General features: G+C 67.2%; 21 protein-coding genes, 1 tRNA gene and 5 pseudogenes. 17 read left to right on the top strand and 10 right to left on the bottom strand.

Translation table 11 applies throughout. The features are described 5' to 3' along the window. Positions 1 to 176 precede the first annotated feature (176 nt). Positions 177 to 350 carry a hypothetical protein gene (locus tag ACIRP7_RS19935; protein ID WP_403660913.1) on the bottom strand — a complete coding sequence of 58 codons (174 nt, stop codon included), beginning with the start codon at positions 348 to 350 and terminating at the stop codon, positions 177 to 179. Here ACIRP7_RS19935 and ACIRP7_RS19930 point away from each other — a divergent pair. The 4 genes and pseudogenes from ACIRP7_RS19930 (at position 349) to ACIRP7_RS19915 (ending at position 2,303) form a co-directional block, all read left to right on the top strand. Further along, a complete protein-coding gene (locus ACIRP7_RS19930) occupies positions 349 to 534 on the top strand; it encodes a hypothetical protein (protein WP_403660911.1) in 186 nt (61 codons plus the stop codon). The two genes, ACIRP7_RS19935 and ACIRP7_RS19930, sit on opposite strands and share 2 nt — an antisense overlap. Positions 535 to 666: 132 nt before the next feature. After that, on the top strand, positions 667 to 1,044 hold the full coding sequence (locus tag ACIRP7_RS19925; protein WP_403660908.1) for an ethyl tert-butyl ether degradation protein EthD: 378 nt from the start codon (positions 667 to 669) through the stop codon (positions 1,042 to 1,044). Between the two features lie 54 nt (positions 1,045 to 1,098). Then, positions 1,099 to 1,362: pseudogene (locus ACIRP7_RS19920) on the top strand (IS701 family transposase); the annotation flags it as partial. A 242-nt stretch (positions 1,363 to 1,604) separates the two neighbouring features. Continuing rightward, positions 1,605 to 2,303, top strand: coding sequence for an SDR family oxidoreductase (locus ACIRP7_RS19915; protein WP_403660905.1), 699 nt, complete (start codon positions 1,605 to 1,607; stop codon positions 2,301 to 2,303). Between the two features lie 134 nt (positions 2,304 to 2,437). Here ACIRP7_RS19915 and ACIRP7_RS19910 read toward each other — a convergent pair whose 3' ends face one another. From ACIRP7_RS19910 to ACIRP7_RS19900, 3 genes and pseudogenes are all read right to left on the bottom strand, one after another. Further along, entirely contained in the window at positions 2,438 to 3,298 is an 861-nt protein-coding gene (locus ACIRP7_RS19910) for a hypothetical protein (RefSeq protein ID WP_403660902.1), read from the bottom strand. Positions 3,299 to 3,526: 228 nt separating this feature from the next. Next, a pseudogene (locus ACIRP7_RS19905) lies at positions 3,527 to 4,900 on the bottom strand (IS1380 family transposase). Positions 4,901 to 5,019: 119 nt separating this feature from the next. Further along, positions 5,020 to 5,463 carry a nuclear transport factor 2 family protein gene (locus ACIRP7_RS19900; RefSeq protein ID WP_403660899.1) on the bottom strand — a complete coding sequence of 148 codons (444 nt, stop codon included), beginning with the start codon at positions 5,461 to 5,463 and terminating at the stop codon, positions 5,020 to 5,022. Between the two features lie 372 nt (positions 5,464 to 5,835). Here ACIRP7_RS19900 and ACIRP7_RS19895 point away from each other — a divergent pair. Further along, positions 5,836 to 6,582: pseudogene (locus ACIRP7_RS19895) on the top strand (IS5 family transposase); the annotation flags it as partial. A gap of 119 nt (positions 6,583 to 6,701) precedes the next feature. Here ACIRP7_RS19895 and ACIRP7_RS19890 read toward each other — a convergent pair. Next, entirely contained in the window at positions 6,702 to 7,379 is a 678-nt protein-coding gene (locus ACIRP7_RS19890; RefSeq protein WP_403660896.1) for a phosphotransferase enzyme family protein, read from the bottom strand. A 650-nt stretch (positions 7,380 to 8,029) separates the two neighbouring features. Further along, positions 8,030 to 9,046, bottom strand: a complete 1,017-nt coding sequence (locus tag ACIRP7_RS19885; protein ID WP_403660893.1) for an aldo/keto reductase — start codon at positions 9,044 to 9,046, stop codon at positions 8,030 to 8,032. Positions 9,047 to 9,164: 118 nt separating this feature from the next. On the opposite strand from ACIRP7_RS19885, the gene ACIRP7_RS19880 reads away from it, so the two are divergent. The 4 genes and pseudogenes from ACIRP7_RS19880 (at position 9,165) to ACIRP7_RS19865 (ending at position 12,253) form a co-directional block, all read left to right on the top strand. Further along, entirely contained in the window at positions 9,165 to 10,040 is an 876-nt protein-coding gene (locus ACIRP7_RS19880) for an AraC family transcriptional regulator N-terminal domain-containing protein (RefSeq protein WP_403660890.1), read from the top strand. 117 nt (positions 10,041 to 10,157) lie between these two features. Continuing rightward, entirely contained in the window at positions 10,158 to 11,096 is a 939-nt protein-coding gene (locus ACIRP7_RS19875; protein ID WP_403660887.1) for a MerR family transcriptional regulator, read from the top strand. Positions 11,097 to 11,242: 146 nt separating this feature from the next. Further along, positions 11,243 to 11,723: pseudogene (locus ACIRP7_RS19870) on the top strand (GNAT family N-acetyltransferase). 242 nt (positions 11,724 to 11,965) lie between these two features. After that, entirely contained in the window at positions 11,966 to 12,253 is a 288-nt protein-coding gene (locus ACIRP7_RS19865; protein WP_403660884.1) for a hypothetical protein, read from the top strand. Between the two features lie 434 nt (positions 12,254 to 12,687). Here the strand turns inward: ACIRP7_RS19865 and ACIRP7_RS19860 are convergent, their stop codons facing one another. The 3 genes from ACIRP7_RS19860 to ACIRP7_RS19850 form a co-directional block, all read right to left on the bottom strand. After that, positions 12,688 to 13,950, bottom strand: coding sequence for an acyl-CoA thioesterase/bile acid-CoA:amino acid N-acyltransferase family protein (locus ACIRP7_RS19860; protein WP_403660881.1), 1,263 nt, complete (start codon positions 13,948 to 13,950; stop codon positions 12,688 to 12,690). A gap of 67 nt (positions 13,951 to 14,017) precedes the next feature. After that, the gene (locus ACIRP7_RS19855) at positions 14,018 to 14,197 is read right to left on the bottom strand and encodes a hypothetical protein (protein ID WP_403660878.1); all 180 of its coding nucleotides are present in this window, start codon (positions 14,195 to 14,197) and stop codon (positions 14,018 to 14,020) included. Between the two features lie 244 nt (positions 14,198 to 14,441). After that, positions 14,442 to 14,753, bottom strand: coding sequence for a hypothetical protein (locus ACIRP7_RS19850; protein WP_403660875.1), 312 nt, complete (start codon positions 14,751 to 14,753; stop codon positions 14,442 to 14,444). A 537-nt stretch (positions 14,754 to 15,290) separates the two neighbouring features. Between ACIRP7_RS19850 and ACIRP7_RS19845 the strand changes: the two genes are divergently transcribed. The 7 genes from ACIRP7_RS19845 to ACIRP7_RS19815 all read left to right on the top strand — a co-directional run bounded on the left by ACIRP7_RS19845 (position 15,291) and on the right by ACIRP7_RS19815 (position 19,871). Continuing rightward, complete coding sequence (locus tag ACIRP7_RS19845; RefSeq protein WP_403660872.1) at positions 15,291 to 15,770, top strand: lamin tail domain-containing protein; 480 nt, start codon at positions 15,291 to 15,293, stop codon at positions 15,768 to 15,770. A gap of 114 nt (positions 15,771 to 15,884) precedes the next feature. After that, entirely contained in the window at positions 15,885 to 16,220 is a 336-nt protein-coding gene (locus tag ACIRP7_RS19840; RefSeq protein WP_403660869.1) for a hypothetical protein, read from the top strand. A gap of 202 nt (positions 16,221 to 16,422) precedes the next feature. Then, positions 16,423 to 16,504, top strand: a tRNA-OTHER gene (locus tag ACIRP7_RS19835). A 238-nt stretch (positions 16,505 to 16,742) separates the two neighbouring features. After that, positions 16,743 to 18,050 (top strand): FAD-dependent oxidoreductase, encoded by a 1,308-nt coding sequence (locus tag ACIRP7_RS19830; protein WP_403660866.1) that lies wholly within the window; start codon positions 16,743 to 16,745, stop codon positions 18,048 to 18,050. 8 nt (positions 18,051 to 18,058) lie between these two features. After that, positions 18,059 to 18,721, top strand: a complete 663-nt coding sequence (locus ACIRP7_RS19825; protein WP_403660863.1) for a HEAT repeat domain-containing protein — start codon at positions 18,059 to 18,061, stop codon at positions 18,719 to 18,721. A gap of 409 nt (positions 18,722 to 19,130) precedes the next feature. Then, positions 19,131 to 19,679 (top strand): hypothetical protein, encoded by a 549-nt coding sequence (locus ACIRP7_RS19820; RefSeq protein WP_403660860.1) that lies wholly within the window; start codon positions 19,131 to 19,133, stop codon positions 19,677 to 19,679. A 48-nt stretch (positions 19,680 to 19,727) separates the two neighbouring features. Further along, positions 19,728 to 19,871 carry a hypothetical protein gene (locus ACIRP7_RS19815; protein ID WP_403660858.1) on the top strand — a complete coding sequence of 48 codons (144 nt, stop codon included), beginning with the start codon at positions 19,728 to 19,730 and terminating at the stop codon, positions 19,869 to 19,871. 218 nt (positions 19,872 to 20,089) lie between these two features. Here the strand turns inward: ACIRP7_RS19815 and ACIRP7_RS19810 are convergent, their stop codons facing one another. Continuing rightward, complete coding sequence (locus tag ACIRP7_RS19810; RefSeq protein ID WP_403660855.1) at positions 20,090 to 20,473, bottom strand: WhiB family transcriptional regulator; 384 nt, start codon at positions 20,471 to 20,473, stop codon at positions 20,090 to 20,092. A 211-nt stretch (positions 20,474 to 20,684) separates the two neighbouring features. Between ACIRP7_RS19810 and ACIRP7_RS19805 the strand changes: the two are divergent. Next, positions 20,685 to 21,588: pseudogene (locus ACIRP7_RS19805) on the top strand (SDR family oxidoreductase). Positions 21,589 to 21,609 lie beyond the last annotated feature (21 nt).

Raw genomic sequence — 21,609 nt, 5'->3', positions numbered from 1 at the left:
TCGCAAGAACCACCCCGAAGGTCGGCGCTCGCCGAGGAACCTCACGGACCGCCGACTGCGGTGACCGCTCAGCTGCTCGGTGACGACATGGTTGTAGTCGACGCCGTCGACCAGCCGTACATGGTCGGGGGCGCGCACCCACCCCCGGGTACTCCGCCGCCTCCACACCGCCGTCCTCACGGCATGGTCTGGTCGAACTCGTCCTTGTCGAGCGCGCGGTGGGGCAGGGGAGTGGGGCGGTCGCGGTCGTGGCGCAGACCGTCCAGGAGGAGGGCGACGTACCGCCTCCACAGCTCGGGGGCGCCCTCCCGGGCGCTGCGCGAATGGGAGCAGCGACTGCGGCCCTTCATGGCCGTCCAGCAGAAGACCGGCCGCACGCACGGCCTGACGATGTTCGTCCCCCAGACCCGCCGCGACATCGCCCTGCGCCACCTCACCCAGAAGCTGACCAGCCGCCCGGTCGGCAAACGCGCGATGCAGTCCCTGCTCGTCGGCAAGTTCAAGGAGAAGTCCATCGACATCGCCGCACCCTGACCACCACCGGCGCGAGCCCGCGGCACGCACGTGGCACGCGACTGGCCGACGCCACGAACCAGTCAGGTAGCCAGAAGAGGATGAACAGCCCGGGCATGCCCGGCGCATTCCAGAAACCACGGAGGCAATGTGATGACCCACACGACAGAGACAGTGGTAGACCGCTACATCACGCTCATCGACCCCGTGGTGGATGAGCCTGCGGTACTCGAGGAGCTCGGATCGTTCTTCGCTGCGGACGCCATCGTGCAGCTCGAAGACTTCGAACCGGTGACCAGCCTGCCCGCGATCACGGAGTTCTACCGGCGCTTCTACTCGAACGCGGGCGAGGGCAAGCACTTCTGGAACACCACGGTGCTCGACGACGAAGGGCTCGACGTCCGCTTCCTCGTAGCGGGGCGTACGCCCGATGGTCAGCTGACGGCCAGGAGCGGGATCGAGCAGGCTACCGTCAATGCCGACGGGCTGATCACCTACCTGACCGCCGAAGCGGTGGCCCTGGACGTCTGAGCCGCATAGATGGCCGGACGGCGTCCCGCGTCATGACTCCGCTGCGGACTCTGCTGGTCTAACGGCCAAAGGCAGCCAACGAGCGAGCCCTCCGGCTACTGGATGAGCAACCTGCCCGCCACCACCCCAATCGCCGATCTGGTGCGCCAGGCGAAGATGCGATGGGGCATCGAGCACGACTACCGCGAGCTCAAACCCGGCCTGGGCCTGGACCACTTCGAAGGCCGCACCTGGCGGGGCTGGCACCATCACGTCACCGCCGCGCAGGCTTTTCTCACTCTGAGGCGCTACGACCCCAAAGCCCGCATCACAGCCTGAGCATCTACCACGTCCTCGACGCGCTACAGGACCTGCTGCGGTGCTGGGACGGCACCTGCACCACCTGCGGCCACCCCCTAACCACAGGCAGAGACAGAGCGAGAACCTGACGAAGCACTACTGACTCCTGATCCACCGTCAGGAGCGGAGCCGTCGGGGAAAGCCGGGAGCGAGCGTCGAAGATCGCTGGGTAGAGTGCAGGCGCTTTGCCCCCATGACCCCGTCGCCGAGGAGGCCGTCCCATGGAACCCGTTACGCTGATCACCGGTGGCTCGACCGGAATCGGCGCCGCCACCGCCCGCGTCCTGCTCAAGCAGGGCCACCGCGTGGCCGTCACCGGACGCGACGTGGGCAAACTGGCCGCCTTCGCCACCACCGCGGGGGCGGGCGGGCGGCTGCTGACGATCACCGGCGACGCCAGCGAAGCGGACGACGTCGCCGCCTCCGTCCGCCACGTGCTGGACACCTGGGGCCAGCTGGACAACGTCATAGCCAACGCTGGTTTCTCCCTGCCCGGCAACCTGGAGATCCACGCCCCTGAGGACATGCGCGCCATGATCCTCACCAACGTCCTGGGCCCCGCCCTGCTGATCAAAGAGACCCTGCCCCACCTGAGGACCTCCAAGGGCCGAATCGTGATCATCGGCTCGGTCGCCGGCGTCCGCCACACCCCCGGCAACCTCTACTCCGTCACCAAGTGGGCCGCCCACGCCCTCGCCGAGAACACCCGCCTCCTGGTCGGCCAGGACGGAATCGGCGTCACCGTTGTCGCCCCCGGCATCGTGGACACCCCCTTCTGGCACGCCCGTGGCGGCACCCCCGAGGCAGCCGCCACGATGACCGCCGAGCAGATCGCGGACACCATTGTGTTCGCCATCAACCAGCCCACGGGTGTGGACATCAACCACATCACGGTGCGGCCGACGGGGCAGGTTGGCTGAGGTAGAGCTCCCAAGGGTCGTACGGGGAGGCGCCTTTGGCTCCGCCAAGCTGCGGTATGCGGGGGCTCCGACCGCAGTTTCGTGAAAGGCCGCGTCAGGACGGTGCCCTGACGACTGGCTTCCCCTCTTGCCGGTTACGTCACGGGAGCGATCGCCGAAGCCCGTGGCGGCACGCCCGCGCATCCCTGAGACCCGTAGGGGCGTATGAGGGAGTCGAGGCCGGAGACGGCGTCGGCCGGTCGGTCTCGACCCGGCGCCGCGTGAAGCCGAGCACCGACGCGACCGCAGCCTTCAGGTTGGCATACCGGATCTTGCCGAAGGGCACGCCGCCCAGCACTCTGAAAGCGTGCTCGTGGCCCTCGAAGAACGCCTCCTGACCGCCGGAGGCGAACACCCGGTGCACCGCCTTCCCGGAGAACGACAACCGCAGGCAGAACAAATGGCACTTCACCAGCTCGCCCCGCAAACGGACCGCTCTCGCCGAAGTAGACCTCGGCTTCGGCGCCGGCCAGGTGCGACTGCTCGATGATCACCTGCGCCGGGCCACGGCCGGCCTCGACCCGAATCTCCGGCTTTCCCTTGGCGACGTAGGCGCGCACGACCTGGTAGGACACGTCGTCCGTCGCGTGCTCGTTGATCAACCGGCGATAGATCCGGACCACCGTGTGACGCTGCTTCCTCGGCGCATCCAGATCAGCCAGCAGCATCTGGTCGATCACCGGCTTGAACGGATCCAGCTCGGAACGGCGAGGCGCGTACGGTTCCCGAGGTGCCGTGGACGCGGTGGCAAGCGGAGCCCAGGTGATCGACAGCCAGGTGAAGGTGAGCATCGCCGTCGCGCTGATCAGTGGAATCCTGTTGGTGGTTAAACCGGCGACCATGAGGATCGGACCGAGGACGCCGGCGCTCAGGCTGTAGGTGCTCGATCCGCGCGTGCTCCGTCGGCTCTGGGCGCGGGACAGTACGAGGCGGACGGCGGTCAGTGAGACCACCACGATCATTACCGTATTTCGTTAAATCCGGTGGTGGTGTGGGTTGACGGCGGGCCGGTAGTGGGTCTTAGCCTCGGCATTTCATGACGGCTCGTCGGCCTAACTGGCGTCCCGTCTCGGCGTGTTGGGCTGATGGTGGGCAGCGCGAGGGCCCGGCTGTCGCGTCGGGTGGGCGCCGGGTGCCACGGCTCCGGCGGGGTGGTGTTGCTCGCAGGGAAGGGAACGCGCTGGTCAGCCGGGGTTCGGCAGGGCTTCGAGCCGGGGCAGGGCCTCGGTGATCACACCGCTCCATGGCCAGTGGGTGGGCGAGGCGGAGGATGCGGCGGCGGCCTGTGGTGACCAACTGGGTGGCGGTGGAGAACAGCCGCAACCGCAGGCGGCGGGGCTCCCAGAGGCGGGGCTTGCCGGTCAGGGTGAGCATCGGCATCCAGGCGAGCAGGTCCAGGATCTGGACGATCTCCAGCCAGATCCGGTTCTGCGCCATGTCAGGAAGCGGGAGATTACGCAGGCCGGTGGCGCGGGCGGCGCGGATGCGGTCTTCGGCACGGGCGCGCTGGCGGTGACGCAGTTCCAGCGCGGCGATCGCGACGTTCTTGGTGTTCGTGGCGAAACAGGTCAAGCGCATGCCGTCGGCGTCGATGGAGCGCAGCTGGGCGCCGGGGTGCGGGCGTTCCCTGCGGACGATCAGCCGCATCCCCTCGGGCCAGCCTTTCAGGCAGTCTCCGTCGAGTTCGGCCACCCAGGCGCCGTCGCGGATCTGGCCGCCGGGTTCGACGGCCACCGTCCAGGCCGGGGCGGGAACCTTCAAGACGGTCTGATGGATGGCTTCGGTGATGGTCATGCCGACCGAGTAGGACAGCCACCGGCCGCGCGCGGACAGCCAGTTGACGAACTCGTGGGTGCCCCCGCCCGAGTCGGTGCGGATGAGCGTCCGCCGTCCACGGCGGTACTTCTTCGGCAGCTGCCTCAGGGCGAGTCCGGCCGCTTTGATGTGGTCTGCCGCATGTTGCTTCCCGCGTCGCCCGGCCGCAGCGGACCGGCCACGGGTTCGCCGGACCCGCCCTGGCCGTGGTCGACGAACCCCGTCAGCGGGTGGTGCCCGAAGGTCTTCTTCCAGGTCGCGGCCGCATCCTGCTTCTCGGAGTGTGCGATGACGAGCACACCGTCCAGGTCCACGGTCACCTGCCCGTCGGCATCCCGAGCTGTCTGACCGGCCAACGTCCAGACATGTCCACGTACTTCGGTCAGGGCGGTACGGATCGCCGTCAGGGCCCGATCCCCGCCCGACGCGAGGGTGTCGATCAACCGGGACACCGTCGGATCGGAGGCCACCGGCCCGAACACCGCAGGCTCGGCCCGAAGCAAGCCCACATCCGCCAGGCAGTTCCCGCCCAGCGCGAGGGCGAGCGCCACATCAAGCAGGACCTTGCCCGGATCATGCACCGCCCGCGCTTTGCGCCACGGCGCCAACGCCGCCGATATCGCCCTGCCCAGGCCGGTCTTGCGGATTCTCTCCACCAGCAGCACACCGCCGGCCTGGGAGACGACCCCACGACCCCCACCTTGGGTACGGACACGCGGGTGGGACCCGATACGCTTCTTCACCTGGAGAGTGCTTCTTTCACGCGACGACCTGGACCCTAGTCAAGTCCCATCGTTGCAGGTCAAGAGCACTCTCCGCGTTTCTGATCACCTATCGGACGGTGCCACGTGAAGGCGCGCGGTCAGGAAACGGCCTTGCGCAACGACGCGATGAGGCGGTCAAGATCCCCGCGTGCCGTGTACGTACGGATCGGGTCGATGTAGTCGCGTGACTCGATGATCCGACCGTCCCGCACACGCATGACGAAGATGCAGGGCACCTTGGCCATGGAGTCGTCCGGCAACGTGAACTGGTAGGCGAACTCGGCGACGATCACTTCAGGATCGGCGGTCTCGTGAACGACGACATCGACGACGCTCCTCTTCGGTAAGGACTCCCGACCTTCCGGCGGCACCGTGAAGTGCTCCCGGAGCGCACGCCGACTCGTCAACGGCTCGGACTCCGGTGTCGCCATCGGATGCCGGACATCGGTGACCTCGCCATACAAGTCAGGCAACTCGCTTAAGTTCCCGTCGGCGACCCCATGAACAAGCTGGAGAAACACCTCGCGCGGACTCAGACTCACAAGACTCCCCAAGTGATACGCACAGGCAGCTAACGATCATTATCGCCTGATGCGGGCCCGTACGGCGGACTGTCTCGACCAGTAGCACCCCACCCGTCCGACTTCACCCGTGGCGCTGGACGCGGACATGCGGTCTTCACCTGCAAAGTGCTCCTTCGACAGCAACGGCCAGGACCCTCCGCAGGTCTCATCGTTGCAGTTCAGGAGCACTTCTCGCGTCGCTCGGCAAGCGGTAGTCGACACTGCTCGTGAAAGCCCGAGGTTAGAGAGCATTTGATCTAGGTGGTTGGTGTTCTGGGATGGTTTTGTTACTGGTGGTGTTGGCGGTCGATGGATGAGGCGTGAGTGTTCGTCGTCGTACCGCAGTGACGTTCCGACGCCCGCTGGGTCTTGATCGAACCGGTCTTCAACGCTTGGCGGGCGAGACGGAACGGGCCCGGAACGGCAGCCCGGGTGCACCACTTGCGAGAGATCGTGAACGCTCTCCTCTACGTCAACCGCACCGGCATCACGTGGGAGTACCTGCCGCACGACTTCCCGCCGCACAAGACCGTCTACGACTACTACGCGAAGTGGGAAGCCGACGGCACCACCCAGCAGGCCACGACCTGTTACGCGAGAAGGCCCGCCGATTGCATGGCCGTCGTGCGGAGCCGACCGCGGCCGTGGTGGACGCGCAGAGTGTGAAGACCTCGGCACATGTCGCCGGGACCAGCCAGGGCATCGACGCCGGCCAGAAGATCAAAGGACGCAAGCGTCACCTGATCACAGACACGCTCGGCCTGGTGCTGGCCGTCCCGGTCACCGCCGCCAACGTGCACGACACCACCGGCGGCAAACTCCTGCTGGACGACCTGGCCGCGGCACATCCCGGACGTCGAGGTGGTGCAACGGTCCGGGGCCAAAGGGTTCGAGCCGCTGCCGAAACGGTGGATGATCGAGCGGACCTTCGGCTGGCTGATGCAGCACCGCCGCCTGGCCCGGGACTACGAAGCCCTGCCCGAACGATCACGGGCGATGATCCCGTGGGCGATGGCTAACAAAATGTCGCGCGAACTGACCGGAGAATCCGTACCAACCTGGCGAATTGAAACGGACATCCCACACACATCCGCGTGAACGCCGATCAGATGCTCTCTAAGCGAAGGCCGTCGCTTCAATGTCCGGCGAATGCCCAGGTGAGTGATCCAGTTCGAGATGTCGTTCAGCGCCGGGAGCCAGGCATGGGCACTGGTGCCTCAGCTAGCGAGCAGGGCCTGCATCCACTGGTCTTCGCGTTGCTCGATGTATTCGGCGTCGTTTCGCCAGGCGTCGCCGTGGCCTTCAGCCCACAGCCTTGCCCAGGGCTGGGTTCCTCGGGCTGCCTGGTCGCGCAGGAAGTCGTGCATGGAACGCGTACGGCGCCCCAGTAGAGAGACCAACCGACGACGTTCGGGCTCAGCGAGACCGTAGGCGTCGGCGAAGACTCGCAGTCGGGCCGCCGCGTCCGGGCTCTGCCAGTCCGGATGCGCGGACAGCGGGATGAACCCGTGAATCGCGTATGCGACATCCCACAGGGCCGAGCCAGGACCTGCAGCGTCCCAGTCGATGAAGGCCCACCGCGCCTCGTCTGCGACCACGAGGTTCCAGGGGGCCAGGTCGTTATGGGCGATGATGTCACTGCCCTCAGCGGGGATCAGCGTCTGCCACCGCGCATCGGATGGCGGCGTGAAGTCCTGCACGGCGTCGTGGAAGTCCCGGATCAGCCGTGCCACGCGTGCCAGTTGTCGAGCGGGTTCCATCAGCGAGAACCGGTCGGGCCAGACCACATCTCCCGGCATGAAGGTCAGGACCTCACGCCCCTGATCGTCCATGCCGAGTGGGCGAGGTGCCGCGCCGAATCCCACCTCGTGCAGGTGGGCAAGCAGGGCATGCACAGGGGGAGTCCATGGTCCGGCCGGACGGCGAACGGTGTCCCCGGCCGCCCGAGCAGCAGACCCGGCCGCTCGCGCAGCTGCGCAAGGAGTGGAAGACCAGCGCGATCCGCACCTCCAACGTGGCCGTCGACGTAATCAACTCCCTCCTCGAGTACGCCCGCGCCGCGGCTGTGGCGATCCGGGCCCGGGTCGCCGCCGTGGTTGACGTCGCCCTGGCGGCCCTCGACGTCGCCGCGACCGTGTTCGTGCTGAACGAAGGCGGCCGCTTCCGCCGGCACCTGCTCGCCGAAGCCCGCCGCCACCTCGCTCTCGTCCTGCGCGGCCGCCGCCGCGGCCCCGGCCTGGACGACCCAATCGTGGCCTCTGCCATCTCCATCCACTGCCTGGACGTCAGCGAGCCGAAGACCGTGCGCGGCCTGGAGGCCGACTACCGCCTCTACACCGCCCGTTGGGCGTCCGACCTCCCCGCCCACCCCCGCACCGCGGCCGGGAGGCCGGCCACTGAGTGGACCCGATGCCGCGCACGACCACCGTGGCGCTCTACCTCGACGAACTCGGCTGGCTGCGCGAAGCCTTCGCACGCAACGCCGGTACTGCACAGGACGACAATCTCGAACCGCTCAGCTGACCCCCTGGGACCCGTCGCGCGGTTACCAGGCGGGCATCATCGGCGCGGGGTAGCGGTCGCCGGCCGCGCCGTTCGGAAGGAGCGAGCCGATCAGATCCAGCCCTTCGGGGGTGAAGGTGAGGTGCGCGGCGGCGACGTTCTCGGCCACGCGCCGTGCGCTGCGGGTGCCGGGGATCGGCACGATGTCTGGGCCTTGGGCCAGCAGCCAGCCGAGCGCCACCTGCGCCACTGTGCAGCGCTTCCACTCGGCGATCGCGCCCAGGTCACGGACCAGTGCCCGGTTGGTTTCGTAGTTGCCGGGCTGCCAGCGCGCGTCGTAGGCACGCAGGTCGTTCGGCGGGCAGTCGGCGGCAGGCATGGCTGTCCCGGTCAGGAAGCCGCGGCCGAGTGGGGAGCAGGCGACGAAGCCGATGCCCAGCTCGCGGACTGTCGGCAGCACTGCGGCCTCGACGGAGCGTTCGAACAGCGAGTACTCGCTCTGCAGGACCGAGACCGGGTGGACAGCGTGGGCGCGGCGGATGGCGTCCGGGCCGGCTTCGGACAGGCCGAAGAAGCACACTTTGCCTTCGGTCACGAGCTCGCCGACGGTGCCGGCGACGTCCTCGATCGGCACGTTCGGGTCGACGCGGTGTTGGTAGAGGACATCGATGTGGTCGGTGTCCAGGTGCCGCAGGCTTGCCTCCACGACCGCGCGGATGTGCTCAGGTCGGCTGTCGAAGGCACGGCCGAAGCGGCTCATATCGGTCAGGTCGTAGCCGAACTTGGTGGCCAGGACCACCTCGTCGCGGAAGTTTTTGACCGCCCGCCCGAGCAGTTGCTCGCTCGTGCCGCTGCCCAGCCCGTACAGTTCGGCGGTGTCGAAGTGGGTGACGCCGAGCTCGAAAGCACGGCGGATGGCGGCGATCCCGCCTTCGACATCGGGCGGGCCGTACCCCATGGTCATACCCATCGTGCCCAGGCCCAGCGCTGAAGAGGTCAAGCCCTGCGAGCCGAGCGAACGGACCGGCATAGGGTGTTCTGTAACGTGCTGTGCGTTCATTCCCCTGACGCTAGGGGCCAACGTATCCGCAGGTCATTGGGCAACCTTCGCGTACGATTGCCTGATCGTCTCATCATGGCCGGCTGTGAAGCGCGGGCTGGGCACCAGAGGGAACCGTATGTTGGACCGTCTCGCTCAGGCGATTACCGATCACCGCGACGGCCCATGGGCCACCACCGCAGTGCCCCGGCTGTCGCTGGTCGCGACCGACGAGTTGCTGCCGCCCAGCCGTCTGCTCTACGAGCCGATGGTGAGCTTCATCGCCGCCGGCGCCAAGCACACCATCGCCGGCTCGCAGAGCTGGAGCGTGCCCGGCGGCCGGATGCTGCTGAATACCGTGCAACTGCCGGTCACCGCCATCTTTGAACAGGTGCCCTACCGCTCGGCGGTCCTGGCCCTGGACCAGCAGATCCTCACCGAACTGCTACTGGAACTCGGCCCCGCCGCACCGCCCCCGGCTGCCGAGCCCGCCTGGCGGGCCACGGCCGGTATGCCCACTGAACTGATCGACGCCGTGACCCGCCTGGTGCGCCTGCTGGATGCCCCCGACGACATCCCGGCTCTGGCGCCACGCGTCGAAAGCGAGATCATCTACCGGCTGCTGACCGGCCCGCTCGGTCCGGCGCTACGCCAGGCCGTGGCAGCCCCGGGCACTCGGATCCGCGGCGTCATCACCTGGCTCGGCGACCGCTTTGCCGAACCGGTGAGCATCGACCAGATCGCCGCCGAGGCCGGCATGAGCCCGGCGACCCTGCACCGCCATTTCAAGGCAGCGACCGGTACGAGCCCGCTGCGCTATCAGAAACACTTGCGGCTGCTGTCGGCCAGGCGTCAACTGCTGGCCGGCGACGCCACCGCCGCCCAGGCCGCCCGCACCGTGGGATACACCAGCACGACCCAGTTCAGCCGCGAATACCGGGCCTTCTACGGACTGCCACCCGTCCAGGACATCACCCGCCTGCGCGCCGGGCTCACGCCACGCCCCGCGGCGTAGGCTTCCGGCCTCCCGGCGGCGACGAGGAATTGTCAAGACTGGTGGATGAGGAGTGGTTGCCTGTGGGCAGGCGAAGGGACTTGAGTCTCCAGTAGGGGGAGACACAAAGGTGGGGGCATGGACGGCGACACGCTCTACGCGATCGGCGAGCTCGCTCGGCGGACCGGTCTCACGGTCAAGACCATTCGGTTCTACTCCGATCGCGGAATCGTGGCGCCGACGGACCGCAGCCCGGCCGGCTACCGCCTCTACAACATCGACGCCGTCGCACGCCTGGACCTCGTACGGACCCTGCGCGAGCTGGGACTGGACCTTCCCACGATCCGCAAGGTCGTGGACCGCGAGCTCTCGCTTCCCGAGGTCGCCGCGGCACACGCCGAAGCGCTGGCAGTGCAGATCCGTGTTCTGCGCCTGCGGCGCGCGGTGCTGACGGCGGTGGCCGAGCGCGGGTCCACACCTGAGGAGACGGAACTCATGCACCGGCTGGCCCAACTTTCCGAGGACGAACGCCGACGTCTGATCGGTGATTTCCTCAACGCCGTCTTCGGCGGTCTTGACGCCACCCCCGCATTCGCGGGGGTCATGCGCACGATGACTCCCGAGCTGCCCGACGACCCGGAAACGGAGCAGGTCCAGGCATGGGTGGAGTTGGCCGAACTTTCCCTCGACCCGGATTTCCGCACCGTCGTGCGGCGGATGGCCGAGGACCAGGCAGCCGAGCAGGCCCCAAGCGACACGATGGTCCCGCGCCGCGACATTGCCGCAGCCGTCCGTGACCAGGCCGGCCCGGCCCTGGCCGCCGGCATCGACCCGGCCTCGCCCGAGGCCGATCCGATCGTCGCGGCGTTCACTGCGCACTACGCGCACCTCCTCGGCCGCCCGGACGACGTCGAGCTTCGCCGTCGGCTGGCGACTCGGCTGGAGAGTGTGAACGACCCCCGCAGGGAGCGGTACCTCCAGCTGCTCGCAGTGGTCAACGGCTGGCCGGCCCCGGAGAGTCTGGCTCCGGTGTTCGACTGGTCCGTCCAGGCTCTGCGCGTCCGGACACAGCGATGATGGGGCGGTCGCAAGGCGGCATGGGCCGGACGCGGCTGGCATCGGGTGAAAATGCCGCCGCATGTGATCGGTTGATGAGTGCCCCGGTCGTACTTCAGGTGGCCGCGTCGCCGGCCTCTCCCGCGCTCGTTCTTCGCCCCTGGCGCATGGAGGACGTTGCCGCATTGGTCGAGGTGAGCCGGGATCCCGCACTGCGCCAGTGGGCGACCTCTGTCGTGGACAACGATGCTGACGGGGCACGGTGGGTGCAGGCTGGGCAGTGGGGGACCGGTTCGGCTTCGCCGTCCTTGAGACACAACCCGGTTCGGTTCGCGAACAGTTGGTGGGCAACGTGGTCCTCAAGGAAGTCGCCTCCGCCAAACCGGCGGCCGAAGTGGGCTACCGGACCGCGGCGCACGCCCGCGGGCGGGGAGTGGCCTCCCGCGCTCTGGAGACACCCACCAGTTGGGCCTTCGACACCTTCGGAGCCGACGGGCCGGAGCGTCTCGAACTCCTGCCCCAGGTGGACAACCTGGCATCGTGCCGGGTTGCACAGAAGAGCCGCTACGACTTCGACACCATCCTGCCCGCGGCACCGCCCTCCTTCCCTCGCGATGGCACCTGCACATACGGCGCACGAGTGCCTGAGATCCTCCCGGCTTCTGCGGATAGGTTGAGGCTGCTCACGCCGAGAGGGTCTCGGAGCGTTCGAAGAGGTGGCCGCGTTCGAAACGGGCCCCGGCACGGACCGGAGCGACGAGGTGGGTTGCGTTCACCGCCCGCCAGCCTGCCTGGGCGGAACGCTGACTGGGAGCGGGGTTGGCCGCGGGCGTTTCCACAGGCGGGGAACCCCCCTTGTCACGCTGGTCGATGACCGGTACAACAGGGCCGTGACCGACCCTTTCGCGCCATCTCCGGACGGCCAGATCACCCGGCCCGCCACGCCCGACCCGGCGGGCAGGAGGCGGTGGACCAAGGAGTCGGCTGGAGCCGCGTTCGCGGGCTTTGCGGCCTTCTGGGGTGCCCAGATGCTGGTCTTCGAGCCTGTGAGCCAGATGCTTCCCGAGTATGAACACACAGTCACCGCCCTGGCGGGATTCCTTGCCGCCGCGGCTGCCTATCCGCTTGCCAGGTGGTGGCTCGAACGCCTACCGCCGTCGGTCTCATCCAAGCGGTAGGCGGTAGCACAACGGCAAGCCGGCGGGCCCGGGAACCCGTACGGCCGCCGCAGCTGCGGAACGGCGGCCGACGCCAGAGAGCAGAACCCGCTCGCGTACACCATTGAAGTACAGCAATCCCACCGACCGCTGCGCTGACCAGCCCACCAGGCCTCAGCGACGGCCCCGCCTGTAGAACGCATCGGCGGGTAGCTCGGCCAAAGGGCCGCACAGAGCGCCCTTGTTACTGGCCCTCTGCCCTGCGCCTCCGGTACGACCCCCGGGGTCGTATCCCGTCCTGAAACAGCCGCAGCACGGCTTCACAGGCGAAAGCCGACAACGCTTGTCGACGGTTCCGGGCAACACTTAGTGATCACGTAGCTCGGAAGTATCGACCAGAACTGGCAACGCGCGTTGCTGGCCTACGTCGTTGAGACGCTACCAACAGCTGTAGTTCACGGTCCGAGGAGTTGGAGCACGTGTGGCCAACTGTCCGCCTTCGCTCGGGCGTTCGCTGTGCGGGTTCCGCCCAGGTGGCCGCCTCCGCCGCCGGGGAGGTAGGGGAAGTCCGCGACGGCGTGCCCGGCCTTCGGATAGAGCAGGGCCTTGTGCTTGTGGCCGGTTGCGTTGCGTTCCTGTGCGATCGATTCGGCGGACGGGAGCGAGCCCCACACCGGGTCGTCGCCGCCGGCGATGGCCAGCACGGTGCCCCGTACATGGTCGAGCGGGATGGGGATGAGCTGCAGACCCTTGTCGTTCTTGGTCCATGCGGCCTGTCCTCGCCCGCAGCTGAAGCAGCCGCGGTAATAGGCTCGGTTGGTGTTGCGGCTGGGCATGTAGACGACGGCATCGCGCACGAGGTCCGGATAGTACTGGGCCATCAGCTGGGCTGCTTCGGAGCCGCGGGAGCCACCGATCACCACGAGACGCTGAGCATCGGCCTGCGGCTGGTTGCGCAGAAGCCGGGCGGCGGTGGCGAAGTACTCCAGGGAGATGGCGGCGAGGTTCTTGGGCCGTCCCTGGCAGTCGAAGTAACACAGGGCCAGGGTGGGGTGGCCGCGGGAGGCCAGCAGGGTCGCTGTGAGCGGGGAGCGGACGCCGCCCTCGGAGCCCCCGAGGAGCAGGACCGGCGCACGCCGGGGCCCGTGCGAGGGAGGTAGGAAGAGTTCCCCGCGTAGCTTGTCGTGGGCCACGGTGAGCTCCTTGCGGTGCACTCCGCCAATGACCCATGTGCGGGTGAGTTGTCGCTCCGCGATGGTGCGGCTGCCTCCTTGGACCGCGAGGCGTACCTGGTAGGAGGAGGCCTTTTGCAGGTCGTTCGTGCGGAACCAGCTCTTGTCGGGATCGCCCTTGGCGGGGGTCATGGACCAGAACAGACCCATGCCGTCGGCTCCCCGATAGGTCCCTGCCTTGGGCTCGGCATGATCCAGATCTACGATGCCCTCGTCGTCGGCGTTGAAGACGGCGCGCCCCGTCCAGGTCATGCCGTCGGCGTCCGTGGCGCGTGCCGTGACGGTGATTTCCTCGCCGGAGGCGAGCCCGCTGATCCGAGTGTGTACCGGCTCGTCCGCCAGGCCAACCGGCTTGTCCAGGTGAAGGATGGCCGCCCGACTGTGTGTGACATCCGGTTCTAGGCCTCCGGAGCAGCCTGCGGTGGCCAGCAGGATCAATGCCAATGCTGTCGCGTAGGCCGCGGTTCGTCTTCTCGCCCTCTGCATGCGTGCAGTGTGATCGTCCGATGTCTTTGCAGGGAAGGGGAGAAGTAAGCACAGTGACCCTCCGAAGTCAGGTCACGACGGCATCCTGGGCTCGGCGGCCCGGGCGCGGGCGAGCCGGTAGGAGTCGGTGCAGGGGCAGCTCACTCAGCGGCATGGTCCAGCCGCCCACCCGCAGCCCGTCCTCGGTCAACTCCACGGTCCGCGCCAGCGGATTCCACGACCGCTCGCCATACAGCACGTGGCTCATCACAGATCCCCGTACTTCCCCGGCTCAGCCCAGTCCACCGCCGCTGACATTGCCAGACGGCGCTGCCCCACCCTCACACACCCAGGGCTTCTCTCGTCGCCAAGAGTCTGACCTGGGCGGGCCCGACGCCCAGGCTCGTGGTGCACGGCTTCACCATGCCAGGCCCCACAGATTCCTGTGCCGGTCCCTTAGTTCCGGAATTCGTACGCGTACAGCGCGACGGCTTTCGCGGTTTCTGTCCGCTTCATGCGGTGTGGTGCATCCACCGCAGCAGCGTGGTGTTGATGCTGTCGGGCAGCGCGCTGAGCTGGTCGATGGCGTCGCGGTCCTCGGGCCGGGGCGGGATACCGGCGGCGGTCAGCGCGGCGTGCAGGGCCAGGCGGCGCTGGTCGCGGGGGGCGATGAGGATGTTGAGGCGCTCGGAGGGGTTGGGCGGCGGCAGCAGGTAGTCCGTGTCCTGCTCGGCGGCGGCCGGAGGCCAGATGGTCTGGGCCGGGCCGGCGGCGTAGGGGTCGACGAAGGTCTGCGGCGTGTGGTGTTCAAAGGTGATGGTCACGTCGGTCTCCTCCGGTAGCGGTTGGATGTGCAGGGGGAGAGGCCCGCGTGGCCTTGAGCGGTTGCGGCTGTGGGGCGATATCACGCCGACGGCGTCATCGGCGGCTCATCGTCTTTTTCGACCAACACCGCGGCATGCCGGCCACGCGCGACCAGCCGCTCGTGGCCACCGGCGTCGGCGGAGAGTCCGAGGGCTGTTACGCACTTTCGGGTGACGGCCTCGCAGCTGCTGGGGTGGCGCCTCCTGGCGATAGCGGCGGGGCGGCCAGGACCCGTACGGGGTCTCTGCGGGGCGGGGCGTCAACTTCGTGCATACGGTGCATAGATGGACGTTACAGGCGAGGGTTGCGGCAATGTGGGCGAACGGTAACGGACTGCTCGTAATGCGTTCACAACCTGCACGGCACCGCCATGGTGTGGATGTGCGGCCGACCGGCCGCCACCCGCACCGCACTAGCCCGTTCCCGCCGGCCCGCTGTCAGGGCCCCAGGGCGCGGGAGTGCTCGTACAGCCTGGGGGCCTTGTGTCTTCTTCCACGGTGACCGCCCGTCGCCTGTCCGCCGCCGCGTTGGCGGCCGCCGCGATCGTGGGGGCGGTGGCGCTGCCGGCGTCGGCGGCCGACCACGCCCGGCCCGACCGTACGAAGGTGGAGATCAGCGCGGTCCAGTACGACGCGCCCGGCTGGGACGACCGTTCGCGGCGCTCACTGAACAAGGAGTGGGTGGAGCTCACCAACACCTCGCGCCGCACGGTCAATCTCGACGGCTGGACCCTGAAGAACGAGGACGGCGACACCTACACCTTCGACCACTACCGCCTCGAGGGCCGCGCCACGGTCCGCATCCACACCGGCAGGGGCCACGACACCGACAGCGACCTTTACATGGACCGCCACAACGAGGTGTGGGACAACCACTCCGACACCGCCACCCTGCGCAACGACCATGACCGCTTCATCGACGACGCCTCCTGGGGCCACCACCGCCACGGTGGTCACGGGGGTGGCCACCACCACTGACCCGTCTTCCCGCCCCTGCGGCACGAGGTGAAGCAGTGGTGTGACGCGGCATGGCCCCGGCCGGCTCGCCCGGCCGGGGCCTGCGTCGTTCTGCCCTTGTTCGGGTGTGAGCGCTTGAACGGGCAAGTCGAGGGCCCCGGGGGGCTGCGCCCCGTGGGCGTGACGGTCGGAAAGGCGCGGTTCTTCCGGCATCCGTACGAGAGCATCCCGGCCCTGGCGCCGGTCGAACTCATGCGGGGCCGGATGAAGGGCATCGACAACATCGCGGTCGAGCGGATCGTCTACTTCGAGCGCCTGCGGGTGTACGAGCACGAGATCCTCACCGCGCTCCAGGAGCTGGCCAAGAGGTACCCCGACACCCCGGCCTGCCTCATGTGCTTCGAGAAGGTGGCGGAGCTCGACGAGGAGTGTCACCGGCACTGGTACGCCGAGTGGGCTGAGAAGCGGTAGGGCTGGGAGATTCCGGAGCTGCCCGTCCCGGCCAGGGCGGCATCGGCCCGGCCTGCCAAGTCGAGGGCGCCGGCCCCGACACCCTGTTCTGACCGCTGACCGCTGACCGCTGACCGCTGACCGCTGACCGCTTATCGACGGACGTGGCCGGGGAGGCTTCTCCCCGGCCCTCGGTCATTCGCCACGGCGTCACGGCCATCACCGCGAGCAGCTCGATTGGATGGAGCACCGCCTCGGTATCTTCGAAGGCGGAGGTTGGGGGTTCGAGTCCTCCCTCGCGGCCAAACTTGAGGCTCTCCTGCCGACGTTCCACTTTCCCCTAATTGCCGCCGGTCAAGATCCTTTCCCCGGCACTTGGCAAAGCGCTGTGTCTCGACTGGCCAACTCGGTGCCCGGCATCGCGGTCAGCCTGGTTGAGGCGTGAATCAATTCTCCGATGGACATCTCGGTGAGCGAGGGTGACGATTGGAGATGGAGGTTCGTACTCCTCATTAGGTCGATACGGCGGATTCGGTGATACATATGATCGATCTCGACGTTCTCGTCGTCGGTGGCGGCGCCCAAGGGCTTTGGCTTCTAAATGATCTGACGAAACGCCATTACAGAGCTATTCTCCTTGAGCGCCGTGAGTTGGGCAGTGGTCAGACATGTCATTCTCATGGATTGATACACCGAGGGCACTATTATGACGACGTCGACATGATGATCATCCTGAACGCGGCCGCTCAGTTCTGGGAAGCCTTCGTGGACGAGAAAGGCGTCAGCAAGCTAAATCCGTCCCGTGCCCTGGCCGGTTTTGGGGCTGGTACGGCAGTGCAACGACACACATATTTCTGGAGCACGGCAGGCCTCCGGTTCGAGCGGTGCGAAAATCCGCCCTCCGCCCTGCAGGGCGGAAAGGTGAAGCATCTATTTGAGACGGACGAGTTCTCGTTGGACGCTAGCGAAATCATCGAGGCGCTGGTCCATGATGTCGACCACGCCGTCTACAAACTCGACGATCATGGTGGTGATCTTGAGTTCGTCAGTGAGGGTGCATCAATTCGACATGTCATCGCGCATCTCTCGGGCGAGGAGGTAACTCTCAGGCCCAAGTTCGTGGTGTTTGCTGCCGGTGTCGGGAACTACGGCCTGCTCGCCAAGCTGGGTGCGGACAAGAATGTCATGCGTGGAGAAACTCCGGTACAGGCACAACGCAAGAACCATATGATGGTGCTCCGAGGACCGGAACTTCCTTCGATCACGGCCGTGTTCCCCATTCGGGGTGGCCTGGACGGAGTTTTCCTGTGTCCGCGCCGGGACCCGGACTCGGGTGAACCAGTCTGGCTCGTCTCTGATCACAACAGCACGCCCTTTCCCATGAGCCCAAGCGAGCGATCGGCGGTGGATCCGCACCCTTCCGAAGAGTGGGTGCAGCGGATGCTGGTCTCCCTGCGGTCCACCGCTCCGGAGTTGTTGACCGACAGGTCGGCGCAAGGTCTGGAAGTCGCGGTTTATACGGGATTGACGTCCGAACGGAACTTCGGTGTCGGTTCCCATATGACGGATCTCTACATCGATCCACTCGGATTCGAAAACTTGTTGGCTATCTGGCCTACCAAGCTCACGATGACCCCCTTCGCCAGTAATGTGGCGCTCAGGTTCATTAGGCCCAAAGTTCCTGAGCCGGCTGGAGAATGGCCAACCGTGGAACGCGAGATCAAGTTGCCAGGTCCGCAGACGGCTTGCGAGATGTGGCGTCGCGCTAAAGTCAACGGTCCCCATGAATGCAAGACGGATTGGACCCCTTATCCGGAGTTCATGAACCGCTGGCATGTCAATCTCGGTTAGGACCTGCAATGAGTAAGGAATTTAATGACCACCTCACGTCGGGATTGTCTCAAGCGAACGAGCCGGCGCGGCGCCGTGAAAGTTCGACCCAGCTCCGCAACTTCGGCTTTGCTAGGCGGCACAGCCTTGAGAAGCGCGGGACCCTCATGCATGCAGCGTCACGCAAATTGTCTGAAGGTGGTCTTGAGAACCTGCATAACGCGCTGCAGGACAACGATGAAACGGTACGCCTCAACGCCATCATCGGAGCAGGCGATCTGGGAGATGAGAGTACCGTTCCCCATCTCGAGATGGTCTGCAATGGGGCAGACGCTAACTCCAGAATGGCCGCAATAATCTCTATCGGGGATATTGGTGGGAGGCGCGGAGCTTCCTTTCTTGCCGGAATCGCCAAGGATTCTGATGAACCGGAGGAGATGCGGTTCGCTGCGCTGACGGAAATCGAGGAACTGGTCGCGAAGAGCATCACTTCGGGGCCGGATCGACGGTTCGACCCAGCTCCAATGCCTCCTGGTGAGCCCTCGTCGCCTGACGAACCCGAGGACGTCACCAGGGTGCGGTTGCAACTGATCGAGGACATGAGGTCCATTGAGTCGGACGGGTCCGCCGACGAACACCTGCGGCTTAAGGCAGCGGACATCCGTAGCTACTTGGAAAGTGGTGTGGCCTAACGCAGGTAGTCGGGCGAGCCGAGATCTGCTTTATAAAGAAGGAAAGCTCCTGTGCCTCCACTGAAGCCAGACAACCCCCGGCCTTGCCTGCGCCGAACATAACGTTCGGATCGACGACCTTGCGGCCCCGCCCGGCAGCCCGGGCGGGGCCGACGCCGTGTGATCTACCCTGCCCCCGACGCTGCTGGTTGTGGGCCGAGCGAACCGCTGACTCCCCCTGGGATCGCCATGCCAGCAGGTTTCGCAGCCCCCGGCGTCCTCTTCGCCGGGAACTCCTCAGCCCCTGACCGGGCCTTCTACCGGCAGGTGTTCAACAAGCTCCCCGCGACAAGTACACCCGCTACGTCGAGGTCGGGGTGGGCTCGTTCGCCGCGGCCCTTGTCGCCGCCAACATGGGCATCCCTCCGTCGTGTATCACACCGGGATCGTCGGCACCCACGTGTCAGGCGGTGACCCGCAGGCCGCGCACCTCCTGTACGTGCACTGGCTCGCCCGCATGCAGGCCAAGCCCGAGGTGGGTTACTGGACGAACCTCGTCACCGACATGGTTGAGCGGGAGGACGAGCACAAGGCCCGGCTCGCCGGCTCTCTCCAGCAGATCGGCGAACGGCTCCCTGGCGTCTCCTTCACCCCGAAGTGCATGTGGGACCACCTCGCGGAGGCTGAGGACGACCCGCACGCGATCATCATCGCGGCGCCGCCCACCTGCAAAGCCGGGTTCGAGAGGTTCTTCGACATCTGCGGCCGGATCGAGTGGGCCGAGCCGAAGTATGCGGTATTCGACCCGGGCGTCGACATGCAGCGGCCCGCCGATCACATGCGGGACAAGGCGGCGCTGCTGATGTTCCTCCAAGAGGAACGCAGCGGACGAGGAAATATCCCAGACGCTCATCCACGAGATGATGCACTGCGCGGGATACACCCACCCTGTTCGGCGCGACCCTCCCCCGGGGGGTAGCTGCGCTGCCCCAACCCGGCCCTGTTCGACTGCCCCAACGACAATGGCGTGTACTTCGGCACGCCTCCTCTGCGGGCGGAGTTCTGCATTGCCGGTGATCAGGACGACCTGGTCGCCAGGCTGGAGAGCAAGGCCGGTGAGGAAAGCTGCGTGATCGACGAGGCGGCTGTGGCGACGATCCACACGGGCTGACAACTCGTCAACGCGGTCTCGTTGCAAGGATGGCCAGGCCGCGTCCCCGTATGCGTTCAACAAGCGGCCGTCAGTAGAGCAGCCGAGGCCCTCCGCCCGGGGGCGCGGGCCTCGGCTTCTCTGTGGAAGGTGACGGCGGATCTTGTCGAACATTCTTCTGACCCTGCTGGAGCTATCCGCCTATCCGCCTATCCGCCATTCCACAAGGCCCTGTGCGGTCAGCACGCCTCGTGCAAGACCCGGATGCCGTCCTCGGCCGGGACGGCGGCATAGGTCTGCTGCTCATGTTCCACGCGGGCGGTGTACAGGAGGCGCCACCACGACGTCACGGTCGGTCGGCGGCGAAGGAGCGCCCGCCGCTCGCGTTCGGTCATGCCGCCCCAGATGCCGTGCTCGATGCGCTGGTCCAGGGCGTAGGCCAGACATTCGGTGCGCACGGGGCAGCCGGTACACACGGCCTTCGCCCGGTTTTGCGCAGCTCCCTCGACGAACAGTTCATCCGGGTCGACGCTCTTGCACAACCCTCGGTCGCCCCAGTCGGTATCCGTTATCACCTCGGCACCGTCCCCTCCCCGATTCCGCCGGCAGCTACGCCCGGCCATGCGGCAGGCATGTGAGAGTACGCGAGTCCGGTGCCGTGTGTTCAGCAGCGCAAGAGCGCCCAACTCTCTTGAGTGACACGGACTTGCCACAGGGTGGGCCGGGGCGATAACGGCGAGCGAAGCGGGGATGTCGTCGGCGAACCCCTCGCTCGCTTTCCGGACAGTGCGAGGCGCGGCGGCCTCGGGCGTTCTGGGGGCGTGCTCATCACTCGTGGGGGAGTTCCCATGCGCGTTTTTTGTCACCGGCGGCACCGGTCTGATCGGTTCCGCCGTCGTCGCCGAACTGCTCGGCAACGGCCACACCGTCCTCGCACTCGCTCGCTCCGACACATCCGCGCAGGCCGCAGAGGCGGCCGGTGCCGAGCCCCTCCGGGGAGCCCTCGCCGACCTGGACACCCTGCGCGTCCGCCCGGGCAGACGGAGTGATCCACCTCGCGTTCCATCACGACTTCAGCAGCCACGACACCCTCGCGAAGGCGGTCGCGGAGGAGGGTGCCGCCCTCACTGTCCTCGGCGAGGAACTCGTCGGCAGCGCCCCCCCCCGCTCGTCACCTGCTCGGGTACGCCCTACGTACCTGGCCGCGCCTCCACCGAGGCCGATCCGCCGACGACCGAGGGGCCGGTCGGCGGGCGCGGGCGCGCGGTCACATCGGTCCTGGGCCTGTCGTCGCGCGGGGTCCGCAGCAGCGCCGTACGCCTGCCGCGCACGGTTCACCACCAGGCCTCCGGCGGATTCGCCCGGCCTCTTGACCGCCATCGCACGCCGGACCGGCGTGTCCGGTTACCCGGGTGACGGTGCACAGCGCTGGCCGGCCGTGCACGCGCTCGACGCGGCAGTCCTCTTCCGGCTCGCCCTGGAGCAGGCGCAAGCGGGTACCTCCTGGCATGCCGTAGTCGACGAGGGGGACAAGGTTCGCGATATCGCCTCAGTCACCGGCCGACGGTTGGGCCTGCCGGTCGAGTCGGTACCGGCGGAGACCTTCGGCCCCTTCGGCCCCTTCGGCCAGATCTTCGCGAGCGACCGGCCCTCGTCCGGCACGTACACCCGGCAGGCGCTCGGCTGGGAGCCCAAGCACCCCAGCCTTCTGGAAAACCTGGAGAACATGCAGCCCTAACGGTGATACCTGAGCCTGTTT

The organism is Streptomyces sp. NPDC102270 (assembly GCF_044766405.1).
Lineage (GTDB): Bacteria > Actinomycetota > Actinomycetes > Streptomycetales > Streptomycetaceae > Streptomyces.
Note: the sequence above shows the minus strand (reverse complement) of the source record. Positions and strands in the feature narration are given on the sequence as shown.

What these genes read in the sequence shown, in the direction of transcription:
- ACIRP7_RS19930 (WP_403660911.1), top strand. Translation starts at nt 349, where the DNA reads ATGGCCGTCCAGCAGAAGACCGGCCGCACGCACGGCCTGACGATGTTC.
- ACIRP7_RS19935 (WP_403660913.1), bottom strand. Translation starts at nt 350, where the DNA reads ATGAAGGGCCGCAGTCGCTGCTCCCATTCGCGCAGCGCCCGGGAGGGC.
- ACIRP7_RS19925 (WP_403660908.1), top strand. Translation starts at nt 667, where the DNA reads ATGACCCACACGACAGAGACAGTGGTAGACCGCTACATCACGCTCATC.
- ACIRP7_RS19915 (WP_403660905.1), top strand. Translation starts at nt 1,605, where the DNA reads ATGGAACCCGTTACGCTGATCACCGGTGGCTCGACCGGAATCGGCGCC.
- ACIRP7_RS19885 (WP_403660893.1), bottom strand. Translation starts at nt 9,046, where the DNA reads ATGAACGCACAGCACGTTACAGAACACCCTATGCCGGTCCGTTCGCTC.
- ACIRP7_RS19880 (WP_403660890.1), top strand. Translation starts at nt 9,165, where the DNA reads ATGTTGGACCGTCTCGCTCAGGCGATTACCGATCACCGCGACGGCCCA.
- ACIRP7_RS19875 (WP_403660887.1), top strand. Translation starts at nt 10,158, where the DNA reads ATGGACGGCGACACGCTCTACGCGATCGGCGAGCTCGCTCGGCGGACC.
- ACIRP7_RS19860 (WP_403660881.1), bottom strand. Translation starts at nt 13,950, where the DNA reads ATGCAGAGGGCGAGAAGACGAACCGCGGCCTACGCGACAGCATTGGCA.
- ACIRP7_RS19855 (WP_403660878.1), bottom strand. Translation starts at nt 14,197, where the DNA reads ATGAGCCACGTGCTGTATGGCGAGCGGTCGTGGAATCCGCTGGCGCGG.
- ACIRP7_RS19830 (WP_403660866.1), top strand. Translation starts at nt 16,743, where the DNA reads ATGATCGATCTCGACGTTCTCGTCGTCGGTGGCGGCGCCCAAGGGCTT.
- ACIRP7_RS19825 (WP_403660863.1), top strand. Translation starts at nt 18,059, where the DNA reads ATGAGTAAGGAATTTAATGACCACCTCACGTCGGGATTGTCTCAAGCG.
- ACIRP7_RS19810 (WP_403660855.1), bottom strand. Translation starts at nt 20,473, where the DNA reads ATGGCCGGGCGTAGCTGCCGGCGGAATCGGGGAGGGGACGGTGCCGAG.